This is a genomic window from Rathayibacter sp. AY1F6 (assembly GCF_002932035.1).
GTDB lineage: Bacteria > Actinomycetota > Actinomycetes > Actinomycetales > Microbacteriaceae > Rathayibacter.
In genome coordinates this window covers 84,690-109,519 of record NZ_PSVD01000009.1, presented here as the reverse complement: position 1 = coordinate 109,519, position 24,830 = coordinate 84,690, and the positions used below count along the sequence as shown (strand labels likewise).

The following is a 24,830-nucleotide window of genomic DNA, read 5'->3' as shown; positions in this document are numbered from 1 at the left end:
CACCCGGGCGCGCGCCGCCGTTCATCCCGCCGCCGTAGCGTCCGGGGCGTGAGAGTCGCGGTCGTCACCGAGAGCTTCCTGCCGTCGTTGAACGGCGTGACCACGAGCGTCCTGCGGGTGCTCGACGAGTTCGCGGAGCGCGGGATCGAGGCGCTCGTCGTCTGCCCGGCCGCGGGGGCGCCGGGCCACTACGCGGGCCACCGCGTCGTGGAGCACCCGGCGATCGCCTACCGCGACTTCCCGGTCGGAATCCCCACGCTCGCCCTCACCCGGGAGCTGGCCGACTTCGAGCCCGACGTGGTGCACGTCGCCTCGCCCTTCCTCCTCGGCGCCCGCGCCATCGCCTCGGCCGGCCGGCTCGGGGTGCCGAGTGTCGCGATGTACCAGACGGACGTCGCGCGATTCGCGGCCCGCTACGGCATCCGCGGCGCCCGCGCCCTCGCCTGGCGGGTGATCCGCCAGATCCACGCCGGGGCGGACCTGACCCTCGCCCCCTCCACCAGCGCCCTCGACGACCTCGCCGCCGCCGGCATCGAGCGCACCGCGCTGTGGGGCCGCGGCGTGCAGAGCGAGCGCTTCCACCCGCGCCGCCGCTCCTCCCCCTACGCGCAGGCCGTCCGAGCCGGACTCGGCGCCGATGACGCGCTCGTCGGCTACATCGGGCGCCTCTCCCCCGAGAAGAGGGTGGAGCGGATGGCGGCACTCGCCTCCCTCCCGCACGCGGAGCTGGTCGTGGGCGGCTACGGCCCCTCCTCCGCCCGGGTCGCCGCCGCCCTCGGCACGGCGGCGCGGATGCTCGGCCGGCTCGACGGCGACCGGCTGCCGGCGGTCTTCGCCGCGCTCGACGTCTTCGTGCACACCGGCACGGAGGAGACGTTCGGCCAGACGGTCCAGGAGGCGCAGGCGTCCGGCACCGCCGTGGTCGCGCCGCACGCGGGCGGCCCCACCGACCTCATCGAGCACGGCGTGGACGGCCTGCTCTACGCGCCCGAGAGCGACTCGGACCTGCGCCGGCAGGTGGAGCGCCTGGTCCGAGATCCCGCACTGCGCGCCCGGCTCGGCGAGGCGGGCCGCCGCCGCGTGCTCCACCGCACCTGGAGCGCGCTCACCGACGAGCTCCTCGCGCACTACGCGACCGCGGGGGCGCCCGCCCTCGCCCTGCCCCGCAGCTAAGGCTCGCCTAAGCCGCGCCCGCCTGCGAGCGCGCTTAGAATCGGAGGGCGAGTTTCTCGTCGCTCCCCGCCCCGTCCCCGTCCACGCGACGTGGGAACAGGTCAGGCCGTCGGAGCACAACCAGGGAGGGTTGTTCGTGTCAGTTCAAGCTGCTCAAACCCTCGCACCCCGGAAGCAGGGGAAGATCCGGCGTCCGGCCGGCACCCTGTACCGCGGTCGCGAAGGCATGTGGTCATGGGTGCTCCACCGGATCACCGGTGTCGCCATCTTCTTCTTCCTCCTCGTCCACGTCCTCGACTCCGCTCTCATCGCCGTGAGCCCCGAGGCGTACAACGCGGTCATCGGCACGTACAAGAACCCGATCATGGGACTCGGCGAGACCGGGCTCGTGGGCGCCATCGCGTTCCACGCGCTGAACGGCCTGCGGATCATCCTGGTCGACTTCTGGAGCTGGGCGACCCGCAACCAGCGCGTCCTCTTCTGGGTCGTCATGGGCCTCTGGGTCGTGCTGATGCTCGGCTTCGCGCCGCGCCACCTGATCAACGTCTTCAGCGAGGGGGGTGCGCATTGAGCACCGTCGCCGCACCGCGGACCCCGCACACCCCGACCCGCTCCTCCGGCACCAACTGGGAGAAGTGGGGCTGGATCTACATGCGCGCCTCCGGCGTCGTGCTGATCGTCCTGATCTTCGGGCACCTCATCTACAACCTGCTGCTGGGCGACGGCATCAAGGCCATCGACTTCGGCTTCGTCGGCGGCAAGCTGGCGAACCCGTTCTGGCAGTGGTGGGACGTCCTCATGCTGTGGCTCGCGCTGATCCACGGCGGCAACGGCATGCGCACGCTGGTCAACGACTACGCGACCTCGCCCCTGCTGGCCAAGGCCTTCAAGGGCGGCATCCTCGTCGCCGTCGTCGCGCTGATCGCGCTCGGCACCTGGGTCGTCTTCGCGTTCGACCCGTGCCCCGCCGGCACCGCCGCGGACCTGCTGCCCTCCTTCTGCGCAGCGTGACCACGGTGCCGCGGATCGGAGAGGGGCCCGCGCCCCTCCCGGTCCGCGGCACCGCGTCCCGGCACCTCCCCCTCCCATCCCCGTACGACGGAGCACCCACCCCGTGAGCACACCAGGCCACTCCCACACCGGCGCCGACCAGAGCGCCTTCGCGCAGACCGTCGGACCCGACGGCGTCCACTACCACCAGTTCGACGTCGTCATCGTCGGCGCCGGCGGTGCCGGGATGCGCGCGGCCATCGAGGCCGGCCCGAAGGCGAAGACGGCCGTGATCTCGAAGCTGTACCCGACCCGCTCCCACACCGGAGCGGCGCAGGGCGGCATGGCCGCCGCCCTCGCGAACGTCGAGGAGGACAGCTGGGAGTGGCACACCTTCGACACCGTCAAGGGCGGCGACTACCTCGTCGACCAGGACGCGGCCGAGATCCTCGCGAAGGAGGCCATCGACGCGGTCATCGACCTCGAGAACATGGGCCTGCCCTTCAACCGCACCGAGGAGGGCAAGATCGACCAGCGCCGCTTCGGCGGCCACACCCGCGACCACGGCAAGGCGCCCGTCCGCCGCGCCTGCTACGCGGCCGACCGCACCGGCCACATGATCCTGCAGACGCTGTTCCAGAACTGCGTCCGGCTCGGCATCAACTTCTACAACGAGTTCTACGTCCTCGACCTGGTGATGACCGAGGTCGACGGAGTGGCCAAGCCCTCCGGCGTCGTCGCCTACGAGCTGGCCACGGGCGAGCTGCACGTCTTCCAGGCGAAGGCGATCATCTTCGCGACCGGCGGCTTCGGCAAGATCTACAAGACCACCTCCAACGCGCACACCCTCACCGGCGACGGCGTCGGCATCATCTGGCGCAAAGGCCTCCCCCTGGAGGACATGGAGTTCTTCCAGTTCCACCCGACCGGCCTCGCCGGCCTCGGCATCCTCCTCACCGAGGGGGCGCGAGGAGAGGGTGCGATCCTCCGCAACGCCTCGGGCGAGCGCTTCATGGAGCGCTACGCCCCCACCATCAAGGACCTCGCGCCGCGCGACATCGTCGCCCGCTGCATGGTCCAGGAGGTGGCGGAGGGCCGCGGCGCCGGACCGCACAAGGACTACGTGCTGCTGGACTGCACCCACCTGGGCGCCGAGGTCCTCGAGACCAAGCTCCCCGACATCACCGAGTTCGCCCGCACCTACCTGGGCGTCGACCCCGTCGTCGAGCCGGTCCCCGTCATGCCGACCGCGCATTACGCGATGGGCGGCATCCCGACCAACGTCAAGGCCGAGGTGCTCTCGGACAACACGACCGTCGTCCCCGGCCTCTACGCCGCCGGCGAGTGCGCGTGCGTCTCGGTGCACGGCTCCAACCGCCTCGGCACCAACTCCCTCCTCGACATCAACGTCTTCGGCAAGCGCAGCGGCAACAACGCCGCCGACTACGCCAAGACGGTCGACTTCACCCCCCTGCCCGCCGACCCGGCCGGCGCGATCCGCGACATGCTCGCCTCGCTCCGCTCCGCGACCGGCACCGAGCGGATCGCCTCGATCCGCAAGGAGCTGCAGGACGAGATGGACAAGAACGCCCAGGTGTTCCGCACCGACGAGTCCCTCGAGGCCGTCACCGGGACCATCCAGCGCCTGCGCGACCGGTTCCGCAACATCTCGGTGCAGGACAAGGGCAAGCGCTTCAACACCGACCTCCTCGAGGCCGTCGAGCTGGGCTTCCTGCTCGACCTCGCCGAGGTCGTCGTCTACTCGGCGCGCAACCGCAAGGAGAGCCGCGGCGGCCACATGCGCGACGACTTCCCGAAGCGCGACGACGAGAACTACATGCAGCACACGATGGCGTACCTCTCCGGTGACGCCCACTCCTCCGACGCCGGTGACCACATCCGGCTCGACTGGAAGCCCGTCGTGATCACCCGGTACCAGCCGATGGAGAGGAAGTACTAGCCATGTCGACCGCTACCCTCGAGCAGCCGCCCGCCGCCCCCGCGGCCCCGGAGGCGTTCACCGTCACGTTCATCATCCGCCGCTTCGACCCCGAGGTGGACGCCGAGCCGCGCTGGCAGGACTTCGACGTCGAGATGTACTCGACCGACCGCGTCCTCGACGCCCTGCACCGCATCAAGTGGGACCAGGACGGATCGCTGACCTTCCGCCGCTCGTGCGCGCACGGCATCTGCGGATCCGACGCGATGCGGATCAACGGCCGCAACCGCCTGGCCTGCAAGACGCTGATCAAGGATCTCGACATCTCGCAGCCGATCTACATCGAGGCGATCAAGGGACTGCCCCTCGAGAAGGACCTCGTCGTCGACATGGAGCCGTTCTTCGCCTCCTACCGCGAGGTGCAGCCGTTCCTGGTCGCCAACACCCCGGCGCCCAAGGGCAAGGAGCGCGTGCAGTCGGTCGCCGACCGCGCCCGCTTCGACGACACCACGAAGTGCATCCTCTGCGCCGCGTGCACGTCGTCCTGCCCCGTGTTCTGGACCGACGGGCAGTACTTCGGCCCCGCGGCGATCGTGAACGCCCACCGCTTCATCTTCGACTCGCGCGACGACGCCGGTGGAGCGCGCCTGGACATCCTCAACGACAAGGAGGGCGTGTGGCGCTGCCGCACGACCTTCAACTGCACGGAGGCGTGCCCGCGCGGCATCCAGATCACGCAGGCGATCGCCGAGGTGAAGCAGGCCGTCATCCGCGGCCGCGCCTGATCCTCCCCCTCGCGAACGCGTCCGGCCCGCCGGGATCCTCGGATCCGGCGGGCCGGACGCGTTCCAGCGTGCAGGCGGGCGCGTGCACGGGAGCGCCGCGAGGCCTCAGTACGCTGGAGGAATGACCGAGGCGGCCGACACTCCCCGCGGGATCCCGGGCCTGTTCGAGCGGGTCATGCGGACGCGGCCGGTGCGGGTGATGCTCCACTACTCCGAGACCGGCGGGCCCCTCTTCGCCTCCGGACTCGCCTTCCAGGCCCTGTTCGCGGTCTTCGCGGCGCTCTTCGTCTTCTTCGCCGTCTTCGGCTTCTGGGTGCGCGACGACTCGGTGCTGCGCGACTCCCTCCTCGACCTGGTGACCCGCTCCGTCCCCGGCCTGATCGGCGGGAAGAACGCCCTCGTGTCGGTCGACGACCTGCTCGACTCGTCGATCCTCGGCTGGACGGGTGCGATCGCGGCCGCCGGCCTGCTCTGGACGGCGCTCAACTTCCTGGGGAGCCTGCGCCAGGCGGTCCGGCTGCTCTTCTCGCTCCCCGGACCCACGACCCTCTTCGTCCTGCTCAAGCTCAAGGACGCGGGGCTCGCCCTGGTCTTCGGGGCGGTGCTGCTGGTCTCGGCCGGTCTCTCCGTGTTCTCGACCTCGCTGGTGGACGTGGCGTTCGGCTTCCTCGGGATCGGCAGCGAGTCGATGCCGGCCCGTCTCGCCGGCAGCGCGGTCGGCCTGCTGATCATGCTCGCCCTGGACACGGGCACCCTGGCCGGCTCCTTCCGCATCCTCTCGGGCATCTCGATCCCCTGGAAGAACCTCTGGGCGGGCTCGCTGCTCGGCGGGATCGCTCTCGGCGCGCTCAAGGTCCTCGGGACGCAGCTGCTGGGCGGCGCCTCCCGCAATCCGCTGCTCGCCTCGTTCGCGGTCCTCATCGGTCTGCTGATCTGGTTCAACCTCGTCTGCCAGGTGATCCTGATCGCCGCGTCGTGGATCTCCGTCGGGATGAGCGACGCCGGGATCTCGGCGCGCAAGCTCACGCCGGAGGAGCGCGAGAAGGAGCGGGAGGAGCAGCTGCGCACCGCCCGCCGCACCCTCGCCGAGGCCGAGCGCGAGCGGCTTCGCGCCGCGCTGCCGGAGGCGTCCCTCCTCAAACGACGGCGCCTGGAGCGCCAGCTCGCGCAGCTCGAGGAGGAGCTCGAGCAGCTCGCCGCCTGACCCGGCGGTCCGCTTCCCGGTCTTCCCGGCGTCGCCGCGCCCGATTCCGCCTGCCGATTCTGTCCGTTTCTGTTGACTTCCCTCCTGAACGGGTCTAAAAAGAGGTAAACGCAGATCCGAGGTCGGAAACGACACCGCGGATCCGGCGCACCACCCACGGCGAGACGACGGAGTCCACATGTACGCACCGGAGCGGCACCAGGCGATCCTGGACCGCGCCCGCACCGACGGGCGCGTCGAGGTCCGCGACCTCGCCCTCTCCCTCGCCGTGACGCCGGAGACGATCCGCCGCGATCTCACCAGCCTCGAGAAGCGGGGCCTGCTGCGCCGTGCGCACGGCGGCGCCATCCCCGTCGAGCGGCTGGGCATCGAGCCCGAGGTCGCCGCCCGCGAGGGACACCTCGCCGGCGAGAAGGACCGCATCGCCACCGCGGCCCTCGCCGAGGTGCCCGACGGCGGCTCGATCGCCATCGACGCCGGCACCACCACGGTGCGGCTGGCGGAGCTGCTCCCCCTGGACCGCCGGCTGACGGTCGTCACCCACTCCCTCCCCGTCGCGATGGCGCTCGTCGGCCGGCCCAACATCGACCTCCACCTCATCGGCGGGCACCTGCGCGGAGTCACGCAGGCCGCCGTCGGGCCGTGGGCCGCCCAGGCCCTCTCCACGGTCTCGGTGGACGTCGCCTTCATCGGCACGAACGGCCTCAGCCTCGAGCGCGGGCTCACCACCCCCGATCTCGACGAGGCCGTCGTCAAGTCCGCGATCATCGCCTCCGCGCGCCGGGTCGTGGTCCTCGCCGACCACTCGAAGTTCGGCCGGCAGGACTTCGGGCACGTCGCTCCGCTGTCCGCGGTCGACACCGTCATCACCGACGCCGATGTCGACGACGAGCTCGCCGACGACATCGAGTCGGCCGGCCCGGAGGTCGTCCGCGCATGATCGTCACCGTCACCGCCAACCCGAGCATCGACGTCACCCTCTCCACGAGCGGCTTCGCCGTCGGCGAGGTCAACCGCGCGCACGACGTGCGGCGCGACCCGGCCGGCAAGGGCGTCAACGTCGCCCGTGCCCTCGCGCGCAACGGCGTCGAGGCGACCGCGGTCTACCCGGCCGACGCCTCCACCGGCGTCGACCTGTCCACGATGCTCCGGGCCGCCGGAGTCCGCTCGGCCAGTGCGGCGATCGCCCACCCGATCCGCACCAACATCACCGTGGTCGACGACCGGACGGGCCGCACCACCAAGATCAACGAGCCCGGCCCCGCCGTCACGGAGGAGGAGGCTCACGCCCTCTCCGAGCTGATCGGCGAGCACGTCTCGGCCTCGCCCCGCTGGCTCGTCGCCTGCGGCAGCGTCCCCCCGGGATTGGGAGCGGACTTCTACCCCGCCCTCGGCCGCCTCGCCCTGCACTTCGGCGTCCCCCTCGCCGTCGACACCTCGGGAGCCCCCCTGACCGCGATCATCGCGGCCGGCACCGCCACCCTGGTGAAGCCCAACCTCGAGGAGCTCGAGGAGCTCCTCGGCCGCTCCCTGACGACGGTCGGAGACGTCGTCGCCGGAGCCCGTGAACTCCTGCAGCTGCCCGACGCGCGAGCGCTCGTCAGCCTCGGAGAGCACGGCGCCCTCCTCGTCACGGCGCACGCGTCGTGGTGGGCGGGCGCCCCCGCCGTCGTGCCCCTCAGCACCGTCGGCGCCGGCGACAGCACGCTCGCCGGCTACCTCTCGGCCGTCGACGCCACGGAGGCGGAGCGCCTCGCGACAGCAGTCGCGTGGGGTACCGCCGCCGTCCAGCTCCCGGGCAGCGAAGCCCCGGGTCCCGACTCCCTCCGCCTCGACGACGTCTCCGTCGTCGAGAACCCCGACCCCACCCTCCCGATTGGAGAACTGAGCGCATGACTGCTCTCACCGAGGCGTCGACGGTCATCGTCGACCTCACCGCCGCCACGAAGGACGAGGCCACCGCGCAGCTCGCGAAGACGCTCGCCGACGCCGGCCGCGTCACCGACCTCGACGGCTTCCTCGCCGACGTCCGCGACCGCGAGTCGCAGATGGCGACCGGCATGCCCGGCGGCATCGGGATCCCCCACGCCCGCTCCTCCCACGTCGTCTCGCCCAGCGTGGCGGTCGGCATCGCGAAGCAGGGCGTCGACTTCGGCGCCCCCGACGGCCCGGCCGACCTGATCTTCCTGATCGCGGCTCCGGACGGCGCCGACCAGGCGCACCTCAAGATCCTCGCCCAGCTCGCCCGCAAGCTGATCCACGAGTCCTTCACCGGTTCCCTCCGCGCCGCCGCCAGCGGCCAGGAGGTCGCGGACATCATCGCCCGAGAGGTCGTCGTCTCATGAGGATCGTCGCCGTCACGAGCTGCATCGCCGGCATCGCGCACACCTACATGGCGGCCGAGGCCCTCGAGCAGGCCGCGAAGAAGAAGGGGTACGAGATCCAGGTCGAGACCCAGGGCGCCGCGGGGTCCGATCCCATGTCGGACCGGACCATCGCCGACGCCGACGTCGTGATCCTCGCCGCCGACCTCGAGGTCCGCGGCAAGGAGCGCTTCGCCGGGAAGCCCACCCTCGAGGTGGGCACGTCGGAGGCGCTCGCGAAGGCGGCGGACGTCATCGACCGCGCCGTCGCGAAGGTGCAGGACGCGCCCGCCGCGAGCCCCGCCTCCGGCCCGCGCTTCGTCGCCGTGACCAGCTGCATCGCGGGCATCGCCCACACCTACATGGCCGCGGAGGCGCTCGAGCAGGCCGCGAAGAAGCGCGGCTACCCGATCCACGTCGAGACCCAGGGCGCGGCCGGCTCGGACGAGATGACCGCGGCCGACATCGCCGCCGCGGACGTCGTCATCCTCGCCGCCGACCTCGAGGTCCGCGGCAAGGACCGCTTCGCCGGCAAGCCGATCCTCCAGGTGGGCGTCGCCGAGGCCCTGTCCAAGCCGGACGAGGTCCTCGACCGCGCTCTGGCCCTCCGCGGCTCCGGCTCCGCCGCGTCCGCCCCCGCCCGCTCGACTCCGGCCGCGGCCCCCGCCGCGCCGAAGAAGGTCGGCGTCGGCACGCGCATCCGCCAGAACCTGATGACCGGCGTCTCCTACATGATCCCGTTCGTCGCGGCGGGCGGTCTGCTGATCGCGCTGTCGTTCCTGTTCGGCGGCTACCGCATCGTCGACTTCACGGCCCAGCAGATCATCGACGACGGCTTCAACGTCGCGAACATCACCGACTGGGCCGGAGTGATGTTCCTCATCGGAAGCGCGACCTTCGCGTTCCTGGTGCCGGTGCTCTCGGGCTTCATCGCCTTCGGCATCGCCGACCGTCCCGGCATCGCGCCGGGCTTCCTCGGCGGCGCGGTCGCGGTCACCGTCGGCGCGGGCTTCCTGGGCGGCCTCGCCTCCGGCTTCATCGCCGGCTACGCGGCCCTCTACATCTCGCGGATCAAGCTCCCCGCGGCGTTCAAGTCGCTGATGCCCGTCGTGATCATCCCCCTGATCGCCACCTTCATCACCGGCTTCCTGATGTTCGTGGTGCTCGGAGCGCCGCTCCGCGCACTGAGCGAGGGCCTGTCGTCCTGGCTCTCGGGCCTCTCGGGCGGCAACCTGATCATCCTGGGGATCATCCTCGGCCTCATGATGGCGTTCGACATGGGCGGTCCGGTCAACAAGGTGGCCTACGCCTTCGCGACCACCGGCCTCGCCTCCGTCCCCGCCGACGGCGACCCGAACTCCGTGCAGTTCAAGGTGATGGCGATCGTCATGGCCGCCGGCATGACCCCGCCGCTGGGTCTGGCCCTCGCCACGACGCTCCGCAAGCGCCTGTTCACCGACGCCGAGCGCCAGAACGGCAAGGCCGCCTACCTGCTGGGCGCGTCCTTCATCTCGGAGGGGGCCATCCCGTTCGCCGCGGTCGACCCGCTGCGCGTGATCCCGTCCGCCATGGTCGGCTCGGCCGTCACGGGTGCGCTCGTCGCGCTCTTCGGCTCCACCCTCCGCGCCCCGCACGGCGGCGTCTGGGTCACCGGGCTCGTCGGGCAGCCGATCCTCTACCTGGTCGCCATCCTGGTGGGCATGGTCGTCACGGCCGTCTGCGTGATCATCGCGAAGAGCATCAAGCGCGCCCCGGTGGTCGCCGAGGTGCCCGAGCCCGCCACCGCGCAGGCCGTCCCCGCCTGATCCCCTCCGACCGACCGTCCTGAGCGGTCCCGCCGGCGGTCGCCTCCGCGCTCCTCCCCCTCTCCGAGGGAGTGGCGCGAGGCGGCCGCCGGCTTCCGCGTTCCGGGGTGCGAGCGCGGCCGGGCGGCCCGCTCCGCGGCTCCGAATAGACTGCTCCGGTGACTCGCAGCACCCTCCGCATCGCCTCCGTCAACGTGAACGGCGTCCGCGCCGCCTACCGCAAGGGGATGGGAGACTGGCTCGCCGCCCGCGACGTCGACGTCCTGGCCCTGCAGGAGGTCCGCGCCTCCACGGACGACCTCACGGGGCTCCTCGGGGACGAGTGGGACGTGCTGCACGACGAGGCGACCGCCAAGGGGCGCGCCGGAGTCGCTCTCGCCTCGCGCAGGCGCGCCACGATCCACCGCGTGACGTTCGGCGCCGACGACTTCGACTCGGCCGGACGCTGGCTCGAGGCCGACTACGAGGTCGGCGGCCGCTCGCTCACCGTCGTCTCCACCTACGTCCACTCCGGCGAGGTCGGCACCCCCAAGCAGGTCGAGAAGTACCGCTTCCTCGACGCGATGGAGGCGCGCCTGCCCGAGATCCAGGCGCACAGCGAGCTCGCCGTGGTGATGGGCGACCTCAACGTCGGCCATCGCACGCTCGACATCAAGAACTGGAAGGGCAACGTCAAGAAGGCCGGCTTCCTCCCGGAGGAGCGCGCCTACGTCGACCGCTTCGTCGGCGCCGAGGGCGACCCGGACTACAACGCCGGTGCCGGACTGGGCTGGGTCGACCTCGGCCGCCGGTTCGCGGGCGAGGTGCCCGGGCCGTACACGTGGTGGTCGCAGCGCGGCCAGGCCTTCGACACCGACACCGGCTGGCGCCTCGACTACCAGCTCGCCACGCCCGCGCTCGCCGACCTCGCCCGCAGCTACGAGGTCGACCGCGCCGCCTCCTACGACACCCGCTGGTCCGACCACTCCCCCGTGGTCGTCGACTACGAGCTCTGACCCTCTCCCCCGCGAACCGACCCCTCGAGGCCACCTATGACTCCCAGCACCCCGGGCGCCAAGCCCGTCATCTTCTCCGGCATGCAGCCCTCCTCCGGGTCGCTGCACCTCGGCAACTACATCGGCGCGCTGACCCAGTGGGTCGCGATGCAGGAGGACTTCGACGCCTACTTCTGCGTCGTCGACCTGCACGCGATCACGGTCCCGCAGGACCCGCAGCAGCTCCGCGAGCGCACCCGCGCGACCGCCGCGCAGTACATCGCCGCGGGCATCGACCCCGCGCGCTCGACCCTCTTCATCCAGTCCCACGTGCCCGCTCACGCCGAGCTCGCCTGGGTCCTCAACACCCTGACCGGCTTCGGCGAGGCCAGCCGGATGACGCAGTTCAAGGACAAGTCGGCGAAGCAGGGCGCTGAGGCCGCCTCGGTGGGCCTGTTCACCTACCCGATCCTGATGGCGGCCGACATCCTGCTGTACCAGACGGACGCGGTGCCGGTCGGCGAGGACCAGCGCCAGCACCTGGAGCTCACCCGCGATCTCGCCGCGCGCTTCAACTCGCGCTTCGGCGAGACCTTCGCCGTGCCGGAGCCCCACATCGTGCGCGAGACCGCGAAGATCTTCGACCTGCAGAACCCGGGCGCCAAGATGTCGAAGTCGGCGGAGTCGGATGCGGGCCTGCTCAGCGTGCTCGACGAGCCGAAGGCGACCGCGAAGAAGATCATGCGCGCCGTGACGGACACCGAGTCGGAGGTGCGCTTCGACCGGGCGGCGAAGCCCGGCGTCTCGAACCTGCTGACGATCTACTCGGTCCTCGCCGACCGCTCCGTCGAGTCGCTGGAGCAGGAGTACGCGGGCCGCGGCTACGGGGACCTCAAGAAGGGCCTCGTCGAGGTGGTCGCCGCCACCTTCGACCCGATCCGAGCGCGGACCGCGGAGCTGCTCGCCGACCCGGCCGAGCTCGACCGGGTCCTCTCCCTCGCGGCCGACCGCGCGTCCGAGACCGCGGAGCGCACGCTCGCCGCCGTCTACGACTCCGTCGGCCTCCTCCGCCGCGTCCGCTGAGGCGGCCGTGCTACGGCTCGCGCTCTTCGACCTCGACGACACCCTCTTCGCCCATGCCCGCGCTGTGCGGGAGGGGATCGTCGCGTACGCCGCCTCGCTCGGCGCCGCCTACGCCGGCGAGCCGGCCGACGTGCAGCGCCGCTGGCACCTGCTCGAGGAGGAGCACTACCACCGCTACCTCGCGGGCGAGCTCGACTACGAGGGCCAGCGCCGGGCGCGCGCCACGGACTTCGCCGCGGAGGCCGGAGTCGGGCTGACTCCCGAGGAGGCGAGCTCCTGGTTCCGCGGGTACCTCGAGCACTACGTCGCCGCCTGGACCCTCCACGACGACGCGCTGCCCGTCCTCGACCGGCTCGACGCCGCCGGAGTCCGCCTCGGCGTCATCACCAACGGCGTGCTCGACTTCCAGCGGGGGAAGATCGAGGGCACGGGCCTCTCCGGTCGCTTCGAGCACGTGATCGCCTCCGGCGACGTCGGCGTCGCCAAGCCGGACGCGCGGATCTTCGCGATCGCCTGCGAGCGGTTCGGGGTCTCTCCGGAGGAGGCCCTCTACGTCGGCGACCGGCTCGGCACCGACGCCGTCGGAGCGGCTGCTGCGGGCCTGCGCGGCGTCTGGCTCGACCGCGTCGGCGGTCCCGAGCACGGCCGCGAGCTGCCGCCCGAGGCGGTCGAGCTGGGCGTGCGCCGGATCGACTCCCTGGACGCGCTGGACGCGCAGCTGGGGCTGTCGGCGGACTGAGGCCCCGCCCGGTCCGGGTCTCGATAAGCCGCCTGCAGCGACTACGCGACCAGCATGCAGGTCCGAATTGCCGGGTCTCGATGAGCCGTCTGCGGCGACCACTCGACCAGCATGGGTGTCCCCGAACCACCCCGTTGCGATTCCCGTTGCGCCGTCGTCGGAACGACGAAGCGCCCCACCCGACCCGAGGGTCGGACAGGGCGCTTCACCGTGAACGGACTCACGCCATCCGCTCGTCGCGCAAGGCGAACGGGGAGGACGCGTGTCAGCGTCGTCCCCTAGCCGGACGCGACCCGCTCCCCGAGACGCGACCACCTCGATGAGCCGACCGCGCCGAGGCAGGCAGGGACTGCCGCGGAGAAAACTACTGCACGTCCTCGTCGATCCAGTCGAAGGTCTTGGTGACGGCCTTCTTCCAGAGGCGGTACTGGCGGGCGGCCTCGTCCTGGTCCATCTGCGGGGTCCAGCGCGAGTCCTCCTGCCAGTTCTGGCGCAGGTCGTCGAGGTTCTCCCAGAACCCGACCGCGAGACCGGCCGCGTAGGCCGCTCCGAGCGCGGTGGTCTCCGCGACGACCGGTCGGACGACCGGGACGCCGAGGATGTCGGCCTGGAACTGCATGAGCAGGTTGTTGGCGATCATGCCGCCGTCGACCTTGAGCTCCTGCAGGGGGACGCCGGAGTCGGCGTTGACCGCGTCCAGGACCTCGCGGGTCTGGAAGGCGGTCGCCTCGAGCGCGGCGCGGGCGATGTGGCCCTTGTTGACGTAGCGGGTGAGGCCGACGAGGGCTCCGCGGGCGTCGGAGCGCCAGTAGGGGGCGAACAGACCCGAGAAGGCGGGGACGAAGTACGCGCCTCCGTTGTCCTCGACCGTGGCGGCCAGCGCCTCGACCTCGGGGGCCGAGCCGATGAGGCCCAGGTTGTCGCGCAGCCACTGGATCAGCGAGCCGGAGACCGCGATCGAGCCCTCGAGCGCGTAGTGCACCTCGCCGTCGCCGAGCTTGTAGCCGATGGTGGTGAGCAGACCGTTCTTCGAGTGGACGATCTCGGTGCCCGTGTTGAAGATCAGGAAGTTGCCGGTGCCGTAGGTGTTCTTCGCCTCGCCCGGGTCGAACGCCGCCTGGCCGAAGGTCGCGGCCTGCTGGTCGCCGAGGATGCCGGCGATCGGGACCTCGCGCAGCAGCGACGACGACTCGACGTGGCCGTAGACCTCGGAGGAGGAGCAGACCTCGGGGAGCATCGACTTCGGGACCCCGAAGGCCTCGAGGATGTCGTCGCGCCACTCGAGGGTCTCGAGGTCGAGGAACAGGGTGCGGGAGGCGTTGGTGACGTCGGTCTTGTGGACGCCGCCGTCGATGCCGCCGGTCAGGTTCCAGAGGACCCAGGTGTCCGTCGTGCCGAAGATCAGGTCGCCCGCCTCGGCCTTCTCGCGAGCACCCTCGACGTTCTCGAGGATCCAGACGATCTTGGTGCCGGAGAAGTAGGTCGCGAGCGGGAGGCCCACGATCGACTTGAAGCGGTCAGCGCCCTCGTCGCCCGCGAGGCGGTCGACGATCGACTGGGTGCGGGTGTCCTGCCAGACGATGGCGTTGTAGACGGGCTTGCCGGTCGTCCTGTCCCAGACGACAGCGGTCTCGCGCTGGTTGGTGATGCCGACGGAGGCGATGTCGTGGCGGGTCAGGTCGGCGCGGGAGAGAGCCTGGCCGATCACCTCGCGGACGTTGTTCCAGATCTCGATCGGGTCGTGCTCGACCCAGCCGGCGCGCGGGAAGATCTGCTCGTGCTCCTTCTGGCCGGTGGAGACGATCGATCCCTTCTTGTCGAAGATGATCGCGCGGGACGACGTGGTCCCCTGGTCGATAGCGATGACGTAGTCAGCCATGAATGATTACTCCTTCGTAACGGGGGTGAAAGGAAGCGCGGCGGTCTAGAGGACCGGGAGCAGCACGAGCGAGGCGAGGCCCGCGAGCACTCCACCGACGATCGGGCCGGCGACGGGCACCCAGGCGTAGCTCCAGTCGCTCGAGCCCTTGCCCTTGATCGGCAGCAGCGCGTGCGCGATGCGGGGGCCGAGGTCGCGGGCGGGGTTGATGGCGTAGCCGGTCGGGCCGCCGAGGGAGGCGCCGATCGCGATCACCAGGATGGCGACGGGCAGCGCGCCGAGCGCGGCCAGACCGCCGTCGCCCTGACGTCCGCCGCCGAAGCCGATGACGACGAAGACGAGGACGAAGGTGCCGATGACCTCGGTGACGAAGTTCCAGCCGTACGAGCGGATCGCCGGGCCGGTCGAGAAGACGCCGAGCTTGTTCGCCGCGTCGGGCTCCTCGTCGAAGTGCTGCTTGTAGGCGAGCCAGCAGAAGACGGCACCGAGGATCGCACCGATCATCTGAGCGAGGATGTAGACGAGGATCGAGACGATGTCGACGGGCACGCCGGATCCGAACTCGGTCGCTCCGCTCGCGACGAGGCCCAGGGTGACCGCGGGGTTGAGGTGCGCCCCCGAGTTGTACGAGACGATCACACCGGCGAAGACCGCGAAGCCCCAGCCGATGTTGACCATGAGGGTTCCGCCGTTGAGACCCTTGCTCTTCACGAGCGCGACGTTGGCGACGACACCGCAGCCGAGGAGCACGAGCATGGCCGTTCCCACGACTTCGGCGAGGAAGACCACTCCGAGATTGTCCACGTTGACCTTTTCCTTTTCGTAAGACGGACGCGCACCGGCGTCCGCGGCGGGCTTCGATGCCCGACGGTGTGAAGTTATCGGCGCCCTGTCCTAGCGACAAGGAACGGCGCGTGCACGTTTGTGCGTTGTCACGACGGAAGCCCCGGTCGAGGTGGTCCTCGGTCCGGGGCTTCCGTCGATCCGCGCCTGATCGCCGATCAGGAGGCGGGCACGGCCGTCGGGGTCTGCACCGAGGTGCCCCCGACGTCGACGCCGTTGTACTCCTTGAGGTGCGCGATGGTCGCGTCGACCTCCGACGCGCGGGCGGCGTCGTCCCAGCCCAGCACGGCGCCCGTGTGCTCGGCGAGCTCCTCGAGGAGCTCGCGGCTCAGGCCGCCCGTGAAGGCGTGGTTGGTGCGGCGCATCACCAGGTCGATGAGGTGCACCACGCTCTCGCGCTGGGCGAGGTAGCGGATCTCACCGGTGGTGAAGTCCTTGTCGAAGTCGAGCGCCTCGTCGTGTCCGTCGGCCAGGGCCTCGATGACCTCCTGCGCGCGGGTGCCGTAGCGCTCGAGCAGCTGGCCCGTGCGGGCCGAGGAGAGCCCGGAGCGGTGCTGGCTGATCCACTGCGCGCGGGACGCGTCGGTGCGCGGGAAGCCCTTGCCGCCTCCGATGGGGGTCTTCACGGTGGAGACGCGACGGGTCACGCCGATCCGCTTGAAGACCTCGTTCGAGAGGTGCTCCGACAGGGCGCGGAACGTCGTCCACTTGCCGCCGACCAGGCTGAGCACGGGCGAGCCGTTGCCGGGGAGCGTCGAGGGCTCGATGCGGTAGTCGCGGGAGACGAAGCCCGGGGCCTCGTCGTCGTGGCGGGGCAGCGGGCGGATGCCGGAGAACTTGAAGACGATCTGCGAGCGGTCCACGCGGATGGCCGGGAAGACGTGGTTGACGAGCTCGAAGAAGTAGTCGATCTCCTCCTCCGTGCACACCGCCGGCTTCGTGGGGTCGGCGTCGATGTCGGTCGTGCCGACCATCACGCGGCCCTTGAGCGGGTAGATGAGGACGATGCGTCCGTCGCTGTGCTCGAAGAACATCTCGCGACCCTCGCAGGCCTCGACCAGCTCGGGGTTGTCGAGCACGATGTGCGAGCCCTTGGTGCCGCCCATGAATTTCGTGGACGTGCCGAGGGCCGTGTTGGTGAAGTCGGTCCACGGTCCGGAGACGTTGACGACGACGTCCGCCGCGAAGGTGAACTCCTCGCCGGACTCGCGGTCGCGGAGGACGACGCCCTTCTCGTCGGCGCCGACGGCCTCGACGTAGTTGGCCGCGCGGGCCTTCCTGCCGCCGATCAGCGCGTCGTGGAGCACGTCGAGCGCGAGGCGCTCGGGCTCGTGCACGGAGGCGTCGAAGTAGGTGGCGGTGTACTTGATCTTCGGGTCGAGCTTGGGGAGCTCGTTCAGCGAGCGCTTGCGCCCGTGGAACTGGTGGCGCGGGACCGTGCCGCCGTCGCGGGAGAAGAAGTCGTACATCGTGAGGCCGACCTTGATCAGCAGCGCACCGCGCTCCTGCGGCTTGCCCGACTTGTGGGTCAGGAAGCGCAGCGGAGCCGCGAGGATGCCCGAGAACGTCGAGTAGATCGGGATCGTCGTCTGCAGCGGCTTCACGTAATGGGGAGCGATCTTCAGCAGGCCGTTGCGCTCGTGCACGCCCTCGTTGACGAGTCGGAACTCGCCGTTCTCGAGGTAGCGGATGCCGCCGTGGATCATGTGGCTCGAGGCGCTCGAGGCACCGGAGACGTAGTCGCCGCGCTCGACGAGGGCGACGTCGACGCCGTTGAGCGCGAGCTCGCGGAAGGTCCCGATGCCGTTGATGCCACCGCCGATGACCAGGACCGTGGCGCGGGGGTTGTCGCGGAGAGCAGCGACGCTCTCGCGCAGAGCGGAGTTTCCGGGAGTTCCGTCGGACTGTGCCACTTCGTACTCGCCTTCGTGTCGTAGGGGTGTCGTCGAGGCCTCCGCACCAGCGTGCACCGGGGAGATGACCGATTGATTTCGCGGAGGAATACAGCCATCCTTGACCCGACAACACATCCGGTCAAGACGGGTGGAAATCCGTGCAGGGAGCGCTATGACCCCGGTGAGACCGGTCGTCGAACTCGACGAGACGACCCACGCGACCCATCCCGACAAGACGCGGGACGCGCTGCGTGCGGCCCAGCTGTACTACATGCAGGATCTGACGATGGACGCGATCGCGCACGAGCTGCACACGTCGCGCTCCTCCGTCTCGCGCCTGCTCTCGCACGCCCGCGCGACCGGCCTGGTCGACATCCAGATCCGCTCCCCCCTCGACCGGGCGAGCGCCCTCTCGGCCGAGGTGCGGTCCCACTTCGACATCACGGCGCACATCGTGCCGGTGCCGGACCACACCAGCGAGATCGACCGGCTCGAGCGGGTCGCCCTGTCCGCAGCGAGGATCCTCGGGCAGTTCATCGACTCGAACATGATCGTCGGCATCGCCTGGGGCTCCACGATGAGCGCGATCAGCCGCCACCTGATCGCCAAGGAGACGCACAACACGCAGATCGTGCAGCTGAACGGCGCCGGCAACACCGAGACCACGGGCATCAACTACTCGAGCGAGATCCTCCGCCGCTTCGGTGACGCCTACGCGGCGAAGGTCCAGCAGTTCCCGGTGCCGGCGTTCTTCGACGACCCGACCACCAAGCAGGCGGTGTGGCGCGAGCGCTCCACCCGACGGGTCCTGGAGCTGCAGCAGCGGATGGACGTGGCGCTGTTCGGGCTCGGGTCGCCGTTCGCGGCGGTCCCCTCGAAGGTCTACATCGGCGGCTACCTGGAGCCGAGCGACTTCACCTCGCTCAGCGGCTCCGGGGTCGTCGGCGACGTCGCGACGGTGTTCTACCGGTCCGACGGCAGCTGGGACGACATCCCCATGAACGAACGTGCAAGCGGTCCGGACCTCTCCACGGTGCGCCGCGCGTCGCGCCGGATCTGCGTCGTGTCGGGCGCCTCGAAGCTGCCGGGCCTGCGCGGCGCCCTGGCGGCCGGCCTCATCACCGACCTCATCCTCGACGAGGGAACGGCCCGCGCCCTCATCTCGGACTGACGACTCCCGCCCTTCCGCGGGCGCGCTCGGGTACGCGGCACGCCGACCCAGGCGCACCGGAGCGGCGTCTCGCGGGAGCGGTCAGGACTCGCGAGCGTGCGCGTCGAGGAACTCGTAGACCTCGGCGTCGTCGATGCCGGGGAAGGTCCCCGACGGCAGCGGCGCGAGCACGTGCGCGTGCAGGCGCGCGCTCGGCCAGGCGTTGCCGTCCCAGCGCGCGGCGAGCTCCGACGGGGCGCGCCGGCAGCAGGACTCGTCGGGGCAGCGGGAGAGCTCGCGGCGGTCGGTGTCGCGGCCTCGGAAGAAGCGGGCCTCGGCGAACGGGACGCCCACGGTGATCGAGAACTCCTCGGTGGCGGTCGTGCCGGTCTGCGACGCCGACCAGAAGGTGCCCGCCGGAGTGTCGACGTACTGGTAGTACTCCGTCGTCCGGTTGGTCCGGGTGAACGCGGAGCGCGCCGACCAGTAGCGGCAGACGACCTGGCCCTCGACGGCCCCGGTGACGTCGGTCGGCAGCGGCAGCCCGTCGTTCTCGTAGGCCTTCTGGATCGAGCCGTCTCCCAGCACCCGCAGGAAGTGCATCCGGATGTCGAGGTGCGAGGTGAGCAGGTTCGTGAAGCGCAGGGCGGCGGCCTCGTGGGTGACGCCGAAGCCGTCGCGGAAGTCCTCCACCGAGATGTCCCGCTCGCGCTTCGCCTCCTGGAGGAACGCGACCGCCGGCTCCAGCGGCATCAGGCACGCGGCGGCGAAGTAGTTGATCTCGAGGCGCTGGCGGAGGAAGTCGGCGTAGGTCACCGGCCGCTCGTGCCCGAGGAGGCGGTGCGCCATCGCCTGCAGCGCCAGCGCCCGCAGGCCGTGCCCCCCGGGGATCGAGGCGGGCGGGAGGTAGATCCTGCCGTTCGCGAGGTCGATCACCGAGCGGGCGGAGTGCGGCAGGTCGCCGACGTGGATGATCTCGAAGCCGAGGTGCCGGGCCATCTTCGAGACGGAGCTGTGGGTCAGTGCTCCTCCGCGGTGCCCGACGGTCCGGAGCATCTCGCCCGCCACCTCCTCGATCTCGGGCAGGTAGGAGCTGCGCTCGCGCAGCTGGAGCCGCTGGGCGGTGTTGGCCCGGCGCGCCTCCTCCGGTGTGGCACTCGCCTCGCTCCGGCGACGGGCGAGCTCGCGGTAGACGCCGAGGAACGCCTCCAGCACGGGCGTGCTCAGCCCCTTGTTGACCTTGAACTCGGGCAGGCCGAGCGAGCGGTACAGCGACCCCTTCTGCACGCGCGCCAGCTCGATCTCGAGCGCGGCCCGCTCGCTCGGCGGCTCGTCCGAGAGCAGCGCCGCCAGCTCGACGCCGAGCGCGGCCGCGAGGCGCTGCAGGAGGGAGAGGCGCGGCTCGCGGCGCCCCGTCTCGATCAGCGAGAGCTGGCTCCCCGACACGTCGACGCGCTCGGCGAGCTGCCCGAGGGTCAGTCCGCGCCGGGTGCGGAAGTGGCGCAGGCGCTGCCCGAGCAGCACGGCGTCGGAGCCCGGGGCGGGCGTCGAGGGATCGGTCACGGCGAGCTCCAGCGATCGGTTGTGACGGAAGCGCAAAAAGGTGGTTTCTTGACCGCCTGAGCGCCGGGAATACCTCCCGATCCTCCTCCATCCTGGCTTCAGGCGCCACTGAGCGCCCCTCCCGGCCCGGCCGGCCTCTTCCCGGCTGCGGCCGGCGACTCCCCACCCCCGTCGACGACGACCACCGAAAGCGGAGCCAGCATGAGCATCTACAGCAACACCGTCCGACTCGAGCCGAGCACCATGACCGCGCCGACGTCCGTCCCCGCGCCCGTCGTGCCGCCGGCGCCCCTCGCCCTCCGCCGCTGGGTGCGCGAGACCGCCGCGATCCTCAAGCCCGACGCGATCGAGTGGAGCGTCGGCTCCCCCGCGGAGTGGTACCGCCTGACCGAGCGGCTCGTCGCCTCCGGCACGCTCCTCCCGCTCAATCCGGAGTGGCGGCCCGGCTCGTTCCTGGCCCGCACCGACCCGGACGACGTCGCCCGGGTCGAGGACCGCACCTTCATCTGCACGACCGACGAGGCCGACGCGGGACCGACCAACAACTGGCGCGAGCCCGCCGCGATGAGGGCCGAGCTCGCTCCCCTCCTCGACGGAGCGATGCGCGGACGGACGATGTACGTCGTCCCGTTCTCGATGGGGCCCGTCGGCGGTCCGCTCTCGCAGCTGGGCGTCCAGGTCACCGACTCGGCCTACGCGGTGCTGAACCTGCGGATCATGGCGCGCGTGGGCTCCGAGCCGCTCGCCGCCTTCACCGAGGAGACCCCGTTCGTCCGCGGCGTGCACACCGTGGGGCTGCCCCTCCGCGACGCGGACGGCGTCTCCCGCGAGGACGTCGCCTGGCCGTGCAGCCCCGTGAAGTACATCACCCAGTTCCCGGAGACGCGCGAGATCGTCTCGTACGGCTCCGGCTACGGCGGCAACGCCCTGCTGGCGAAGAAGTGCTTCGCCCTGCGCATCGCCTCGGCGATGGGGCGCGAGGAGGGCTGGCTCGCCGAGCACATGCTGCTGATCCGCATCGTCTCGCCCGAGGGACGGCGCTACCACGTCGCCGCCGCCTTCCCGAGCGCGTGCGGCAAGACCAACCTCGCGATGATGCAGCCCGCGATCCCCGGCTGGCGGGTCGAGACGCTGGGCGACGACATCACCTGGATGCGCCGCGGGGAGGATGGACGCCTCTGGGCGATGAACCCCGAGACGGGCTTCTTCGGCGTCGCTCCCGGCACCGGGGAGACCTCGAACCCGAACGCCGTGCAGACGCTCTGGGGCAACACGATCTTCACCAACGTCGCGCTCCGCGAGGACGGCGACGTGTGGTGGGAGGGCCTGACCGACGAGGTCCCGGAGCGGCTGACCGACTGGCTCGGGCACCCGTGGACGCCGGCGTCCGGCACGCCTGCCGCGCACCCCAACTCCCGCTTCACCGCGCCGGCCGCGCAGTGCCCGTCGCTCTCCGCCGACTGGGACGCCCACGAGGGCGTGCCGCTGGACGCGATCGTCTTCGGGGGCCGACGGGCGAGCAACGTCCCGCTGGTCACGCAGGCCACCTCGTGGCAGCACGGCGTCTTCCTGGGTGCGACCGTCGCCTCCGAGAAGACCGCGGCCGCGGAGGGCACGGTCGGGGAGCTGCGCCGCGATCCGTTCGCGATGCTCCCCTTCTGCGGCTACAACATGGCCGACTACTTCGCGCACTGGCTCGCGATCGGCGCCGAGCTCGGCGATGCGGCGCCGGCCGTGTTCCAGGTCAACTGGTTCCGGAAGGACGCGGACGGCGAGTTCCTCTGGCCCGGCTTCGGCGAGAACGCGCGGGTGCTGCAGTGGCTCGTCCGCCGCCTGGAGGGGCTGGCGGAGGCGCGGCGGAGCCCCCTCGGCGACCTGCCGGTCGCGATCGACACGCACGGGCTCCGGCTCTCCGCGGCCCAGAAGGAGGAGCTGTTCTCCGTCCCGGTCGAGGCGTGGCTGGAGGAGTGCGCGCTCACGGAGGAGTTCTTCACGCGGTTCGGCGACCGGCTGCCGCCCGAGCTGTCCGCCGAGCTCCAGGCCCTGCGGCTCCGGCTCCTCGCCGAGAAGCTGCCGCTGGCGGCCTGATCCCCCTGACCGAGCCGGCTCCTGCCGGACACCCCTGTGGCCCGCGGGCGGATCATCCCCCTTTCCTCGCACCCCCGCGGGTCCACTCCCCCCTTCCGCTCCCACGACGACGGGCACCATGACCGACCGCATCACGCTCCGCTTCCTCGCCGCCCCGCAGGACGCCACCGCCGACGGCCGCAGTGCCCAGGCCGGCCGCGTCCTCGAGTGGATCGACAAGGCCGGCTACGCCTGCGCCGTGGGCTGGAGCGGCGGCTACTGCGTGACGGCGTACGTCGGCAACGTCCACTTCACCCGGCCCATCTCGGTCGGCAACCTGATCGAGGCGACCGCCCGCGTCATCCACACCGGGCGCACGAGCATGCACGTGCTGGTGCAGGTCGCGCAGGCGGATCCGCGGACCGGCCTCTACGAGGACGCCACGCACTGCCTCCTCGTGTTCGTGGCCGTCGACGACGAGAAGAGGCCGCGGTCGGTCCCGGAGTGGCGGCCCCGCTCGATCGAGGACCTGTCCCTCGCCGAGGGCGCCGCCGCGCGCATCGAGGGCCGCCGGAGGCTGCACGACGTGATGCGCGCCCAGGAGTACACCGAGGAGGGCACCGGTCCGCGGATCGTGTTCCGCTTCCTCGCGGCACCGGGAGACGTCAACTGGGGCGGCAACGCCCACGGCGGGATCGTGATGCGCTGGATCGACGAGGCGGCCGACGCGGTCGCGCAGCGCTGGACCGGCCGCGACTCTGTGGCCGTCTACTCCGGGGGGATCCACTTCTACCGTCCGGTGCGCATCGGGCATCTCGTCGAGGTGGAGGCGCGCCTCATCCACACGAGCGCCCGGAGCATGCACCTGGCGGTGCACGTGCGCTCCGGGGACCCGCGGACCGGCGAGCTGGAGCTGACCACGCGGTGCCGGAGCGTCTTCGTGGTGCGGGGCGCCGACGGGGCGGCCGAGCCGGTCCCGCCTCTCGAGCTGCGGACCGAGGAGGACCGGCATCTGGACGCCCATGCGCGCGAGCTGATCCTCCTGCGCGCGGCGCTGCCGCCGCTCCCGCTCGCGGGGACGGCCGGCGCTAGGGTCGGAGCGTGAAGCTGCCGATCCTCGTCCTCAACGGCCCGAACCTGAACCTGCTCGGCACCCGCGAGCCCGAGCTCTACGGCTCGGACACCCTCGCCGACGCCGAGGCGCTGGCGGCGGAGGCGGCCGAGCGGCACGGCTTCACGGTCGAGACCTTCCAGAGCAGCTCGGAGGGCGCGATCGTCGACCGGCTGCACGCGGCTCGCGGCTCCGTCTCGGGAGTGGTGCTCAACGCCGGGGCGTACACGCACACGTCGATCGCGATCCGCGACGCCGTCCTCGCGACCGAGCTGCCGATGGTCGAGGTGCACGTGAGCAACGTGCACCGGCGTGAGCCGTTCCGGCAGCACTCCTACCTCTCGGACGTCGCGATCGCCGTGATCGTCGGCGCGGGCATCGCCGGCTACGGCTACGCGGTGGACGTGCTCGCGCGAGCGGCGGAGAAGCGATGAGCGGCCTCGGACGCTCCTTCGGCAGCGCGGTCGACGCCTACGACCGCGGGCGGCCCGGCTACCCCGACGACGCCGTCGACTGGATCGTGGGGCACGCCCCCGCGCGGGTGGCGGGCGCCTTCGTCCCGGAGCGGGCCCGCGCGGCGGGAGCCGACGCCTCCGATCGGCTGCGCGCCGTGGACCTCGGCGCGGGAACGGGCAAGTTCACCGCGTCGCTCGCGTCCCGCGGCCTCGACGTGACCGCGGTCGAGCCCGACGCGGAGATGCTCGCGCGTCTCGCCTCGAATCTGCCGGGGGTCCGCCCCGAGGAGGGGACGGCCGAGGCGATCCCCGCCGCGGACGCCTCCGCGGAGCTCGTCACCGCCGCGCAGTCGTGGCACTGGGTCGACGCCGAGCGCGCGGGAGCCGAAGTCGCCCGCGTCCTGGTGCCGGAGGGCGTGCTCGCGCTGGTGTGGAACATCCGCGACGAGTCGATCCCCTGGGTGCGCCGGCTCGGCGAGGTCGCCGGAGCCTCCACCGCCGAGCGCTTCGAGACGCTCCGGCCGCCGCTCGGCTCCGCTCTCGAGCGGGTGGCGTTCGCGGCCTTCGAGTGGTCCTTCGAGCTGGACCGAGCCGGGGTGCGGGACATGTTCGCGTCCCGCAGCTCCGTCATCGCGATGCCCGAGGAGGAGCGCGCCGCGGTCCTCGCGGCGGTCGACGCCGTGGTGGACGAGGAGTCGGGCGGGAGCGGGACCGTCGCGATGCCGTACTCGACGCGCGTGACGATCGCGCGCCGCTCCTCCTCCGCCTGACTCCGCGCCGCGCGCCGCGGACCGCCCCGCCCGCCGACTACC

22 protein-coding genes are annotated in these 24,830 nt (G+C 71.5%); 18 read left to right on the top strand and 4 right to left on the bottom strand.

Features of this window, described 5'->3' with window-relative positions; all coding sequences use genetic code 11:
- Positions 1–48 precede the first annotated feature (48 nt).
- The 13 genes from C5C44_RS09890 to C5C44_RS09825 all read left to right on the top strand — a co-directional run bounded on the left by C5C44_RS09890 (position 49) and on the right by C5C44_RS09825 (position 13,055).
- On the top strand, positions 49–1,173 hold the full coding sequence (locus tag C5C44_RS09890) for a glycosyltransferase family 1 protein (RefSeq protein WP_104335771.1): 1,125 nt from the start codon (positions 49–51) through the stop codon (positions 1,171–1,173).
- Positions 1,174–1,357: 184 nt separating this feature from the next.
- A complete protein-coding gene (gene sdhC, locus C5C44_RS09885; protein ID WP_258059417.1) occupies positions 1,358–1,744 on the top strand; it encodes a succinate dehydrogenase, cytochrome b556 subunit in 387 nt (128 codons plus the stop codon).
- Positions 1,741–2,184: a succinate dehydrogenase hydrophobic membrane anchor subunit gene (locus tag C5C44_RS09880; protein ID WP_104223187.1), complete on the top strand. Its 444-nt coding sequence runs from the start codon at positions 1,741–1,743 to the stop codon at positions 2,182–2,184. Before sdhC ends, C5C44_RS09880 begins: the two co-directional genes overlap by 4 nt.
- A 202-nt stretch (positions 2,185–2,386) precedes the next feature.
- Positions 2,387–4,123, top strand: coding sequence for a succinate dehydrogenase flavoprotein subunit (gene sdhA / locus C5C44_RS09875; protein ID WP_104232891.1), 1,737 nt, complete (start codon positions 2,387–2,389; stop codon positions 4,121–4,123).
- Positions 4,124–4,125: 2 nt separating this feature from the next.
- Positions 4,126–4,887, top strand: a complete 762-nt coding sequence (locus C5C44_RS09870; RefSeq protein ID WP_068254543.1) for a succinate dehydrogenase iron-sulfur subunit — start codon at positions 4,126–4,128, stop codon at positions 4,885–4,887.
- Positions 4,888–5,008: 121 nt separating this feature from the next.
- On the top strand, positions 5,009–6,091 hold the full coding sequence (locus C5C44_RS09865; protein ID WP_104223189.1) for a YhjD/YihY/BrkB family envelope integrity protein: 1,083 nt from the start codon (positions 5,009–5,011) through the stop codon (positions 6,089–6,091).
- 178 nt (positions 6,092–6,269) lie between these two features.
- Positions 6,270–7,031 (top strand): DeoR/GlpR family DNA-binding transcription regulator, encoded by a 762-nt coding sequence (locus C5C44_RS09860; protein WP_104226423.1) that lies wholly within the window; start codon positions 6,270–6,272, stop codon positions 7,029–7,031.
- Complete coding sequence (locus C5C44_RS09855; RefSeq protein WP_104226424.1) at positions 7,028–7,987, top strand: 1-phosphofructokinase family hexose kinase; 960 nt, start codon at positions 7,028–7,030, stop codon at positions 7,985–7,987. Before C5C44_RS09860 ends, C5C44_RS09855 begins: the two co-directional genes overlap by 4 nt.
- The gene (locus C5C44_RS09850) at positions 7,984–8,436 is read left to right on the top strand and encodes a PTS sugar transporter subunit IIA (RefSeq protein WP_097166616.1); all 453 of its coding nucleotides are present in this window, start codon (positions 7,984–7,986) and stop codon (positions 8,434–8,436) included. The genes C5C44_RS09855 and C5C44_RS09850 overlap by 4 nt, the downstream gene beginning before the upstream one ends.
- Positions 8,433–10,259, top strand: a complete 1,827-nt coding sequence (locus C5C44_RS09840) for a PTS fructose-like transporter subunit IIB (RefSeq protein WP_104232839.1) — start codon at positions 8,433–8,435, stop codon at positions 10,257–10,259. The genes C5C44_RS09850 and C5C44_RS09840 overlap by 4 nt, the downstream gene beginning before the upstream one ends.
- 158 nt (positions 10,260–10,417) lie before the next feature.
- Positions 10,418–11,254: an exodeoxyribonuclease III gene (locus C5C44_RS09835; protein WP_104223192.1), complete on the top strand. Its 837-nt coding sequence runs from the start codon at positions 10,418–10,420 to the stop codon at positions 11,252–11,254.
- A 36-nt stretch (positions 11,255–11,290) separates the two neighbouring features.
- Entirely contained in the window at positions 11,291–12,316 is a 1,026-nt protein-coding gene (gene trpS, locus C5C44_RS09830) for a tryptophan--tRNA ligase (protein ID WP_104232840.1), read from the top strand.
- 7 nt (positions 12,317–12,323) lie between these two features.
- Positions 12,324–13,055, top strand: a complete 732-nt coding sequence (locus tag C5C44_RS09825; protein WP_104335770.1) for an HAD family hydrolase — start codon at positions 12,324–12,326, stop codon at positions 13,053–13,055.
- A gap of 364 nt (positions 13,056–13,419) precedes the next feature.
- Here C5C44_RS09825 and glpK read toward each other — a convergent pair whose 3' ends face one another.
- From glpK to C5C44_RS09810, 3 genes are all read right to left on the bottom strand, one after another.
- Positions 13,420–14,934 carry a glycerol kinase GlpK gene (gene glpK, locus C5C44_RS09820; protein ID WP_104226427.1) on the bottom strand — a complete coding sequence of 505 codons (1,515 nt, stop codon included), beginning with the start codon at positions 14,932–14,934 and terminating at the stop codon, positions 13,420–13,422.
- 45 nt (positions 14,935–14,979) lie between these two features.
- Complete coding sequence (locus tag C5C44_RS09815; protein WP_244230707.1) at positions 14,980–15,690, bottom strand: MIP/aquaporin family protein; 711 nt, start codon at positions 15,688–15,690, stop codon at positions 14,980–14,982.
- 245 nt (positions 15,691–15,935) lie between these two features.
- A complete protein-coding gene (locus tag C5C44_RS09810) occupies positions 15,936–17,690 on the bottom strand; it encodes a glycerol-3-phosphate dehydrogenase/oxidase (protein ID WP_258061232.1) in 1,755 nt (584 codons plus the stop codon).
- Positions 17,691–17,844: 154 nt separating this feature from the next.
- Between C5C44_RS09810 and C5C44_RS09805 the strand changes: the two genes are divergently transcribed.
- Positions 17,845–18,843 carry a sugar-binding transcriptional regulator gene (locus C5C44_RS09805; protein WP_104223198.1) on the top strand — a complete coding sequence of 333 codons (999 nt, stop codon included), beginning with the start codon at positions 17,845–17,847 and terminating at the stop codon, positions 18,841–18,843.
- 81 nt (positions 18,844–18,924) lie between these two features.
- Here the strand turns inward: C5C44_RS09805 and C5C44_RS09800 are convergent, their stop codons facing one another.
- Positions 18,925–20,385 (bottom strand): helix-turn-helix domain-containing protein, encoded by a 1,461-nt coding sequence (locus C5C44_RS09800; protein ID WP_104223199.1) that lies wholly within the window; start codon positions 20,383–20,385, stop codon positions 18,925–18,927.
- Positions 20,386–20,628: 243 nt separating this feature from the next.
- Between C5C44_RS09800 and C5C44_RS09795 the strand changes: the two genes are divergently transcribed.
- The 4 genes from C5C44_RS09795 (at position 20,629) to C5C44_RS09780 (ending at position 24,788) form a co-directional block, all read left to right on the top strand.
- Positions 20,629–22,473, top strand: coding sequence for a phosphoenolpyruvate carboxykinase (GTP) (locus C5C44_RS09795; RefSeq protein WP_104335779.1), 1,845 nt, complete (start codon positions 20,629–20,631; stop codon positions 22,471–22,473).
- Positions 22,474–22,591: 118 nt separating this feature from the next.
- Positions 22,592–23,557, top strand: a complete 966-nt coding sequence (locus C5C44_RS09790; RefSeq protein ID WP_104335769.1) for an acyl-CoA thioesterase — start codon at positions 22,592–22,594, stop codon at positions 23,555–23,557.
- On the top strand, positions 23,554–23,997 hold the full coding sequence (gene aroQ, locus C5C44_RS09785) for a type II 3-dehydroquinate dehydratase (RefSeq protein ID WP_104238317.1): 444 nt from the start codon (positions 23,554–23,556) through the stop codon (positions 23,995–23,997). The genes C5C44_RS09790 and aroQ overlap by 4 nt, the downstream gene beginning before the upstream one ends.
- Positions 23,994–24,788 carry a class I SAM-dependent methyltransferase gene (locus C5C44_RS09780; RefSeq protein ID WP_104335768.1) on the top strand — a complete coding sequence of 265 codons (795 nt, stop codon included), beginning with the start codon at positions 23,994–23,996 and terminating at the stop codon, positions 24,786–24,788. The genes aroQ and C5C44_RS09780 overlap by 4 nt, the downstream gene beginning before the upstream one ends.
- Positions 24,789–24,830: the final 42 nt, after the last annotated feature.

What these genes read in the sequence shown, in the direction of transcription:
- C5C44_RS09870 (WP_068254543.1), top strand. Translation starts at nt 4,126, where the DNA reads ATGTCGACCGCTACCCTCGAGCAGCCGCCCGCCGCCCCCGCGGCCCCG.
- C5C44_RS09865 (WP_104223189.1), top strand. Translation starts at nt 5,009, where the DNA reads ATGACCGAGGCGGCCGACACTCCCCGCGGGATCCCGGGCCTGTTCGAG.
- C5C44_RS09860 (WP_104226423.1), top strand. Translation starts at nt 6,270, where the DNA reads ATGTACGCACCGGAGCGGCACCAGGCGATCCTGGACCGCGCCCGCACC.
- C5C44_RS09855 (WP_104226424.1), top strand. Translation starts at nt 7,028, where the DNA reads ATGATCGTCACCGTCACCGCCAACCCGAGCATCGACGTCACCCTCTCC.
- C5C44_RS09850 (WP_097166616.1), top strand. Translation starts at nt 7,984, where the DNA reads ATGACTGCTCTCACCGAGGCGTCGACGGTCATCGTCGACCTCACCGCC.
- C5C44_RS09840 (WP_104232839.1), top strand. Translation starts at nt 8,433, where the DNA reads ATGAGGATCGTCGCCGTCACGAGCTGCATCGCCGGCATCGCGCACACC.
- trpS (WP_104232840.1), top strand. Translation starts at nt 11,291, where the DNA reads ATGACTCCCAGCACCCCGGGCGCCAAGCCCGTCATCTTCTCCGGCATG.
- glpK (WP_104226427.1), bottom strand. Translation starts at nt 14,934, where the DNA reads ATGGCTGACTACGTCATCGCTATCGACCAGGGGACCACGTCGTCCCGC.
- C5C44_RS09815 (WP_244230707.1), bottom strand. Translation starts at nt 15,690, where the DNA reads ATGCTCGTGCTCCTCGGCTGCGGTGTCGTCGCCAACGTCGCGCTCGTG.
- C5C44_RS09805 (WP_104223198.1), top strand. Translation starts at nt 17,845, where the DNA reads ATGACCCCGGTGAGACCGGTCGTCGAACTCGACGAGACGACCCACGCG.
- C5C44_RS09795 (WP_104335779.1), top strand. Translation starts at nt 20,629, where the DNA reads ATGACCGCGCCGACGTCCGTCCCCGCGCCCGTCGTGCCGCCGGCGCCC.
- C5C44_RS09790 (WP_104335769.1), top strand. Translation starts at nt 22,592, where the DNA reads ATGACCGACCGCATCACGCTCCGCTTCCTCGCCGCCCCGCAGGACGCC.
- C5C44_RS09780 (WP_104335768.1), top strand. Translation starts at nt 23,994, where the DNA reads ATGAGCGGCCTCGGACGCTCCTTCGGCAGCGCGGTCGACGCCTACGAC.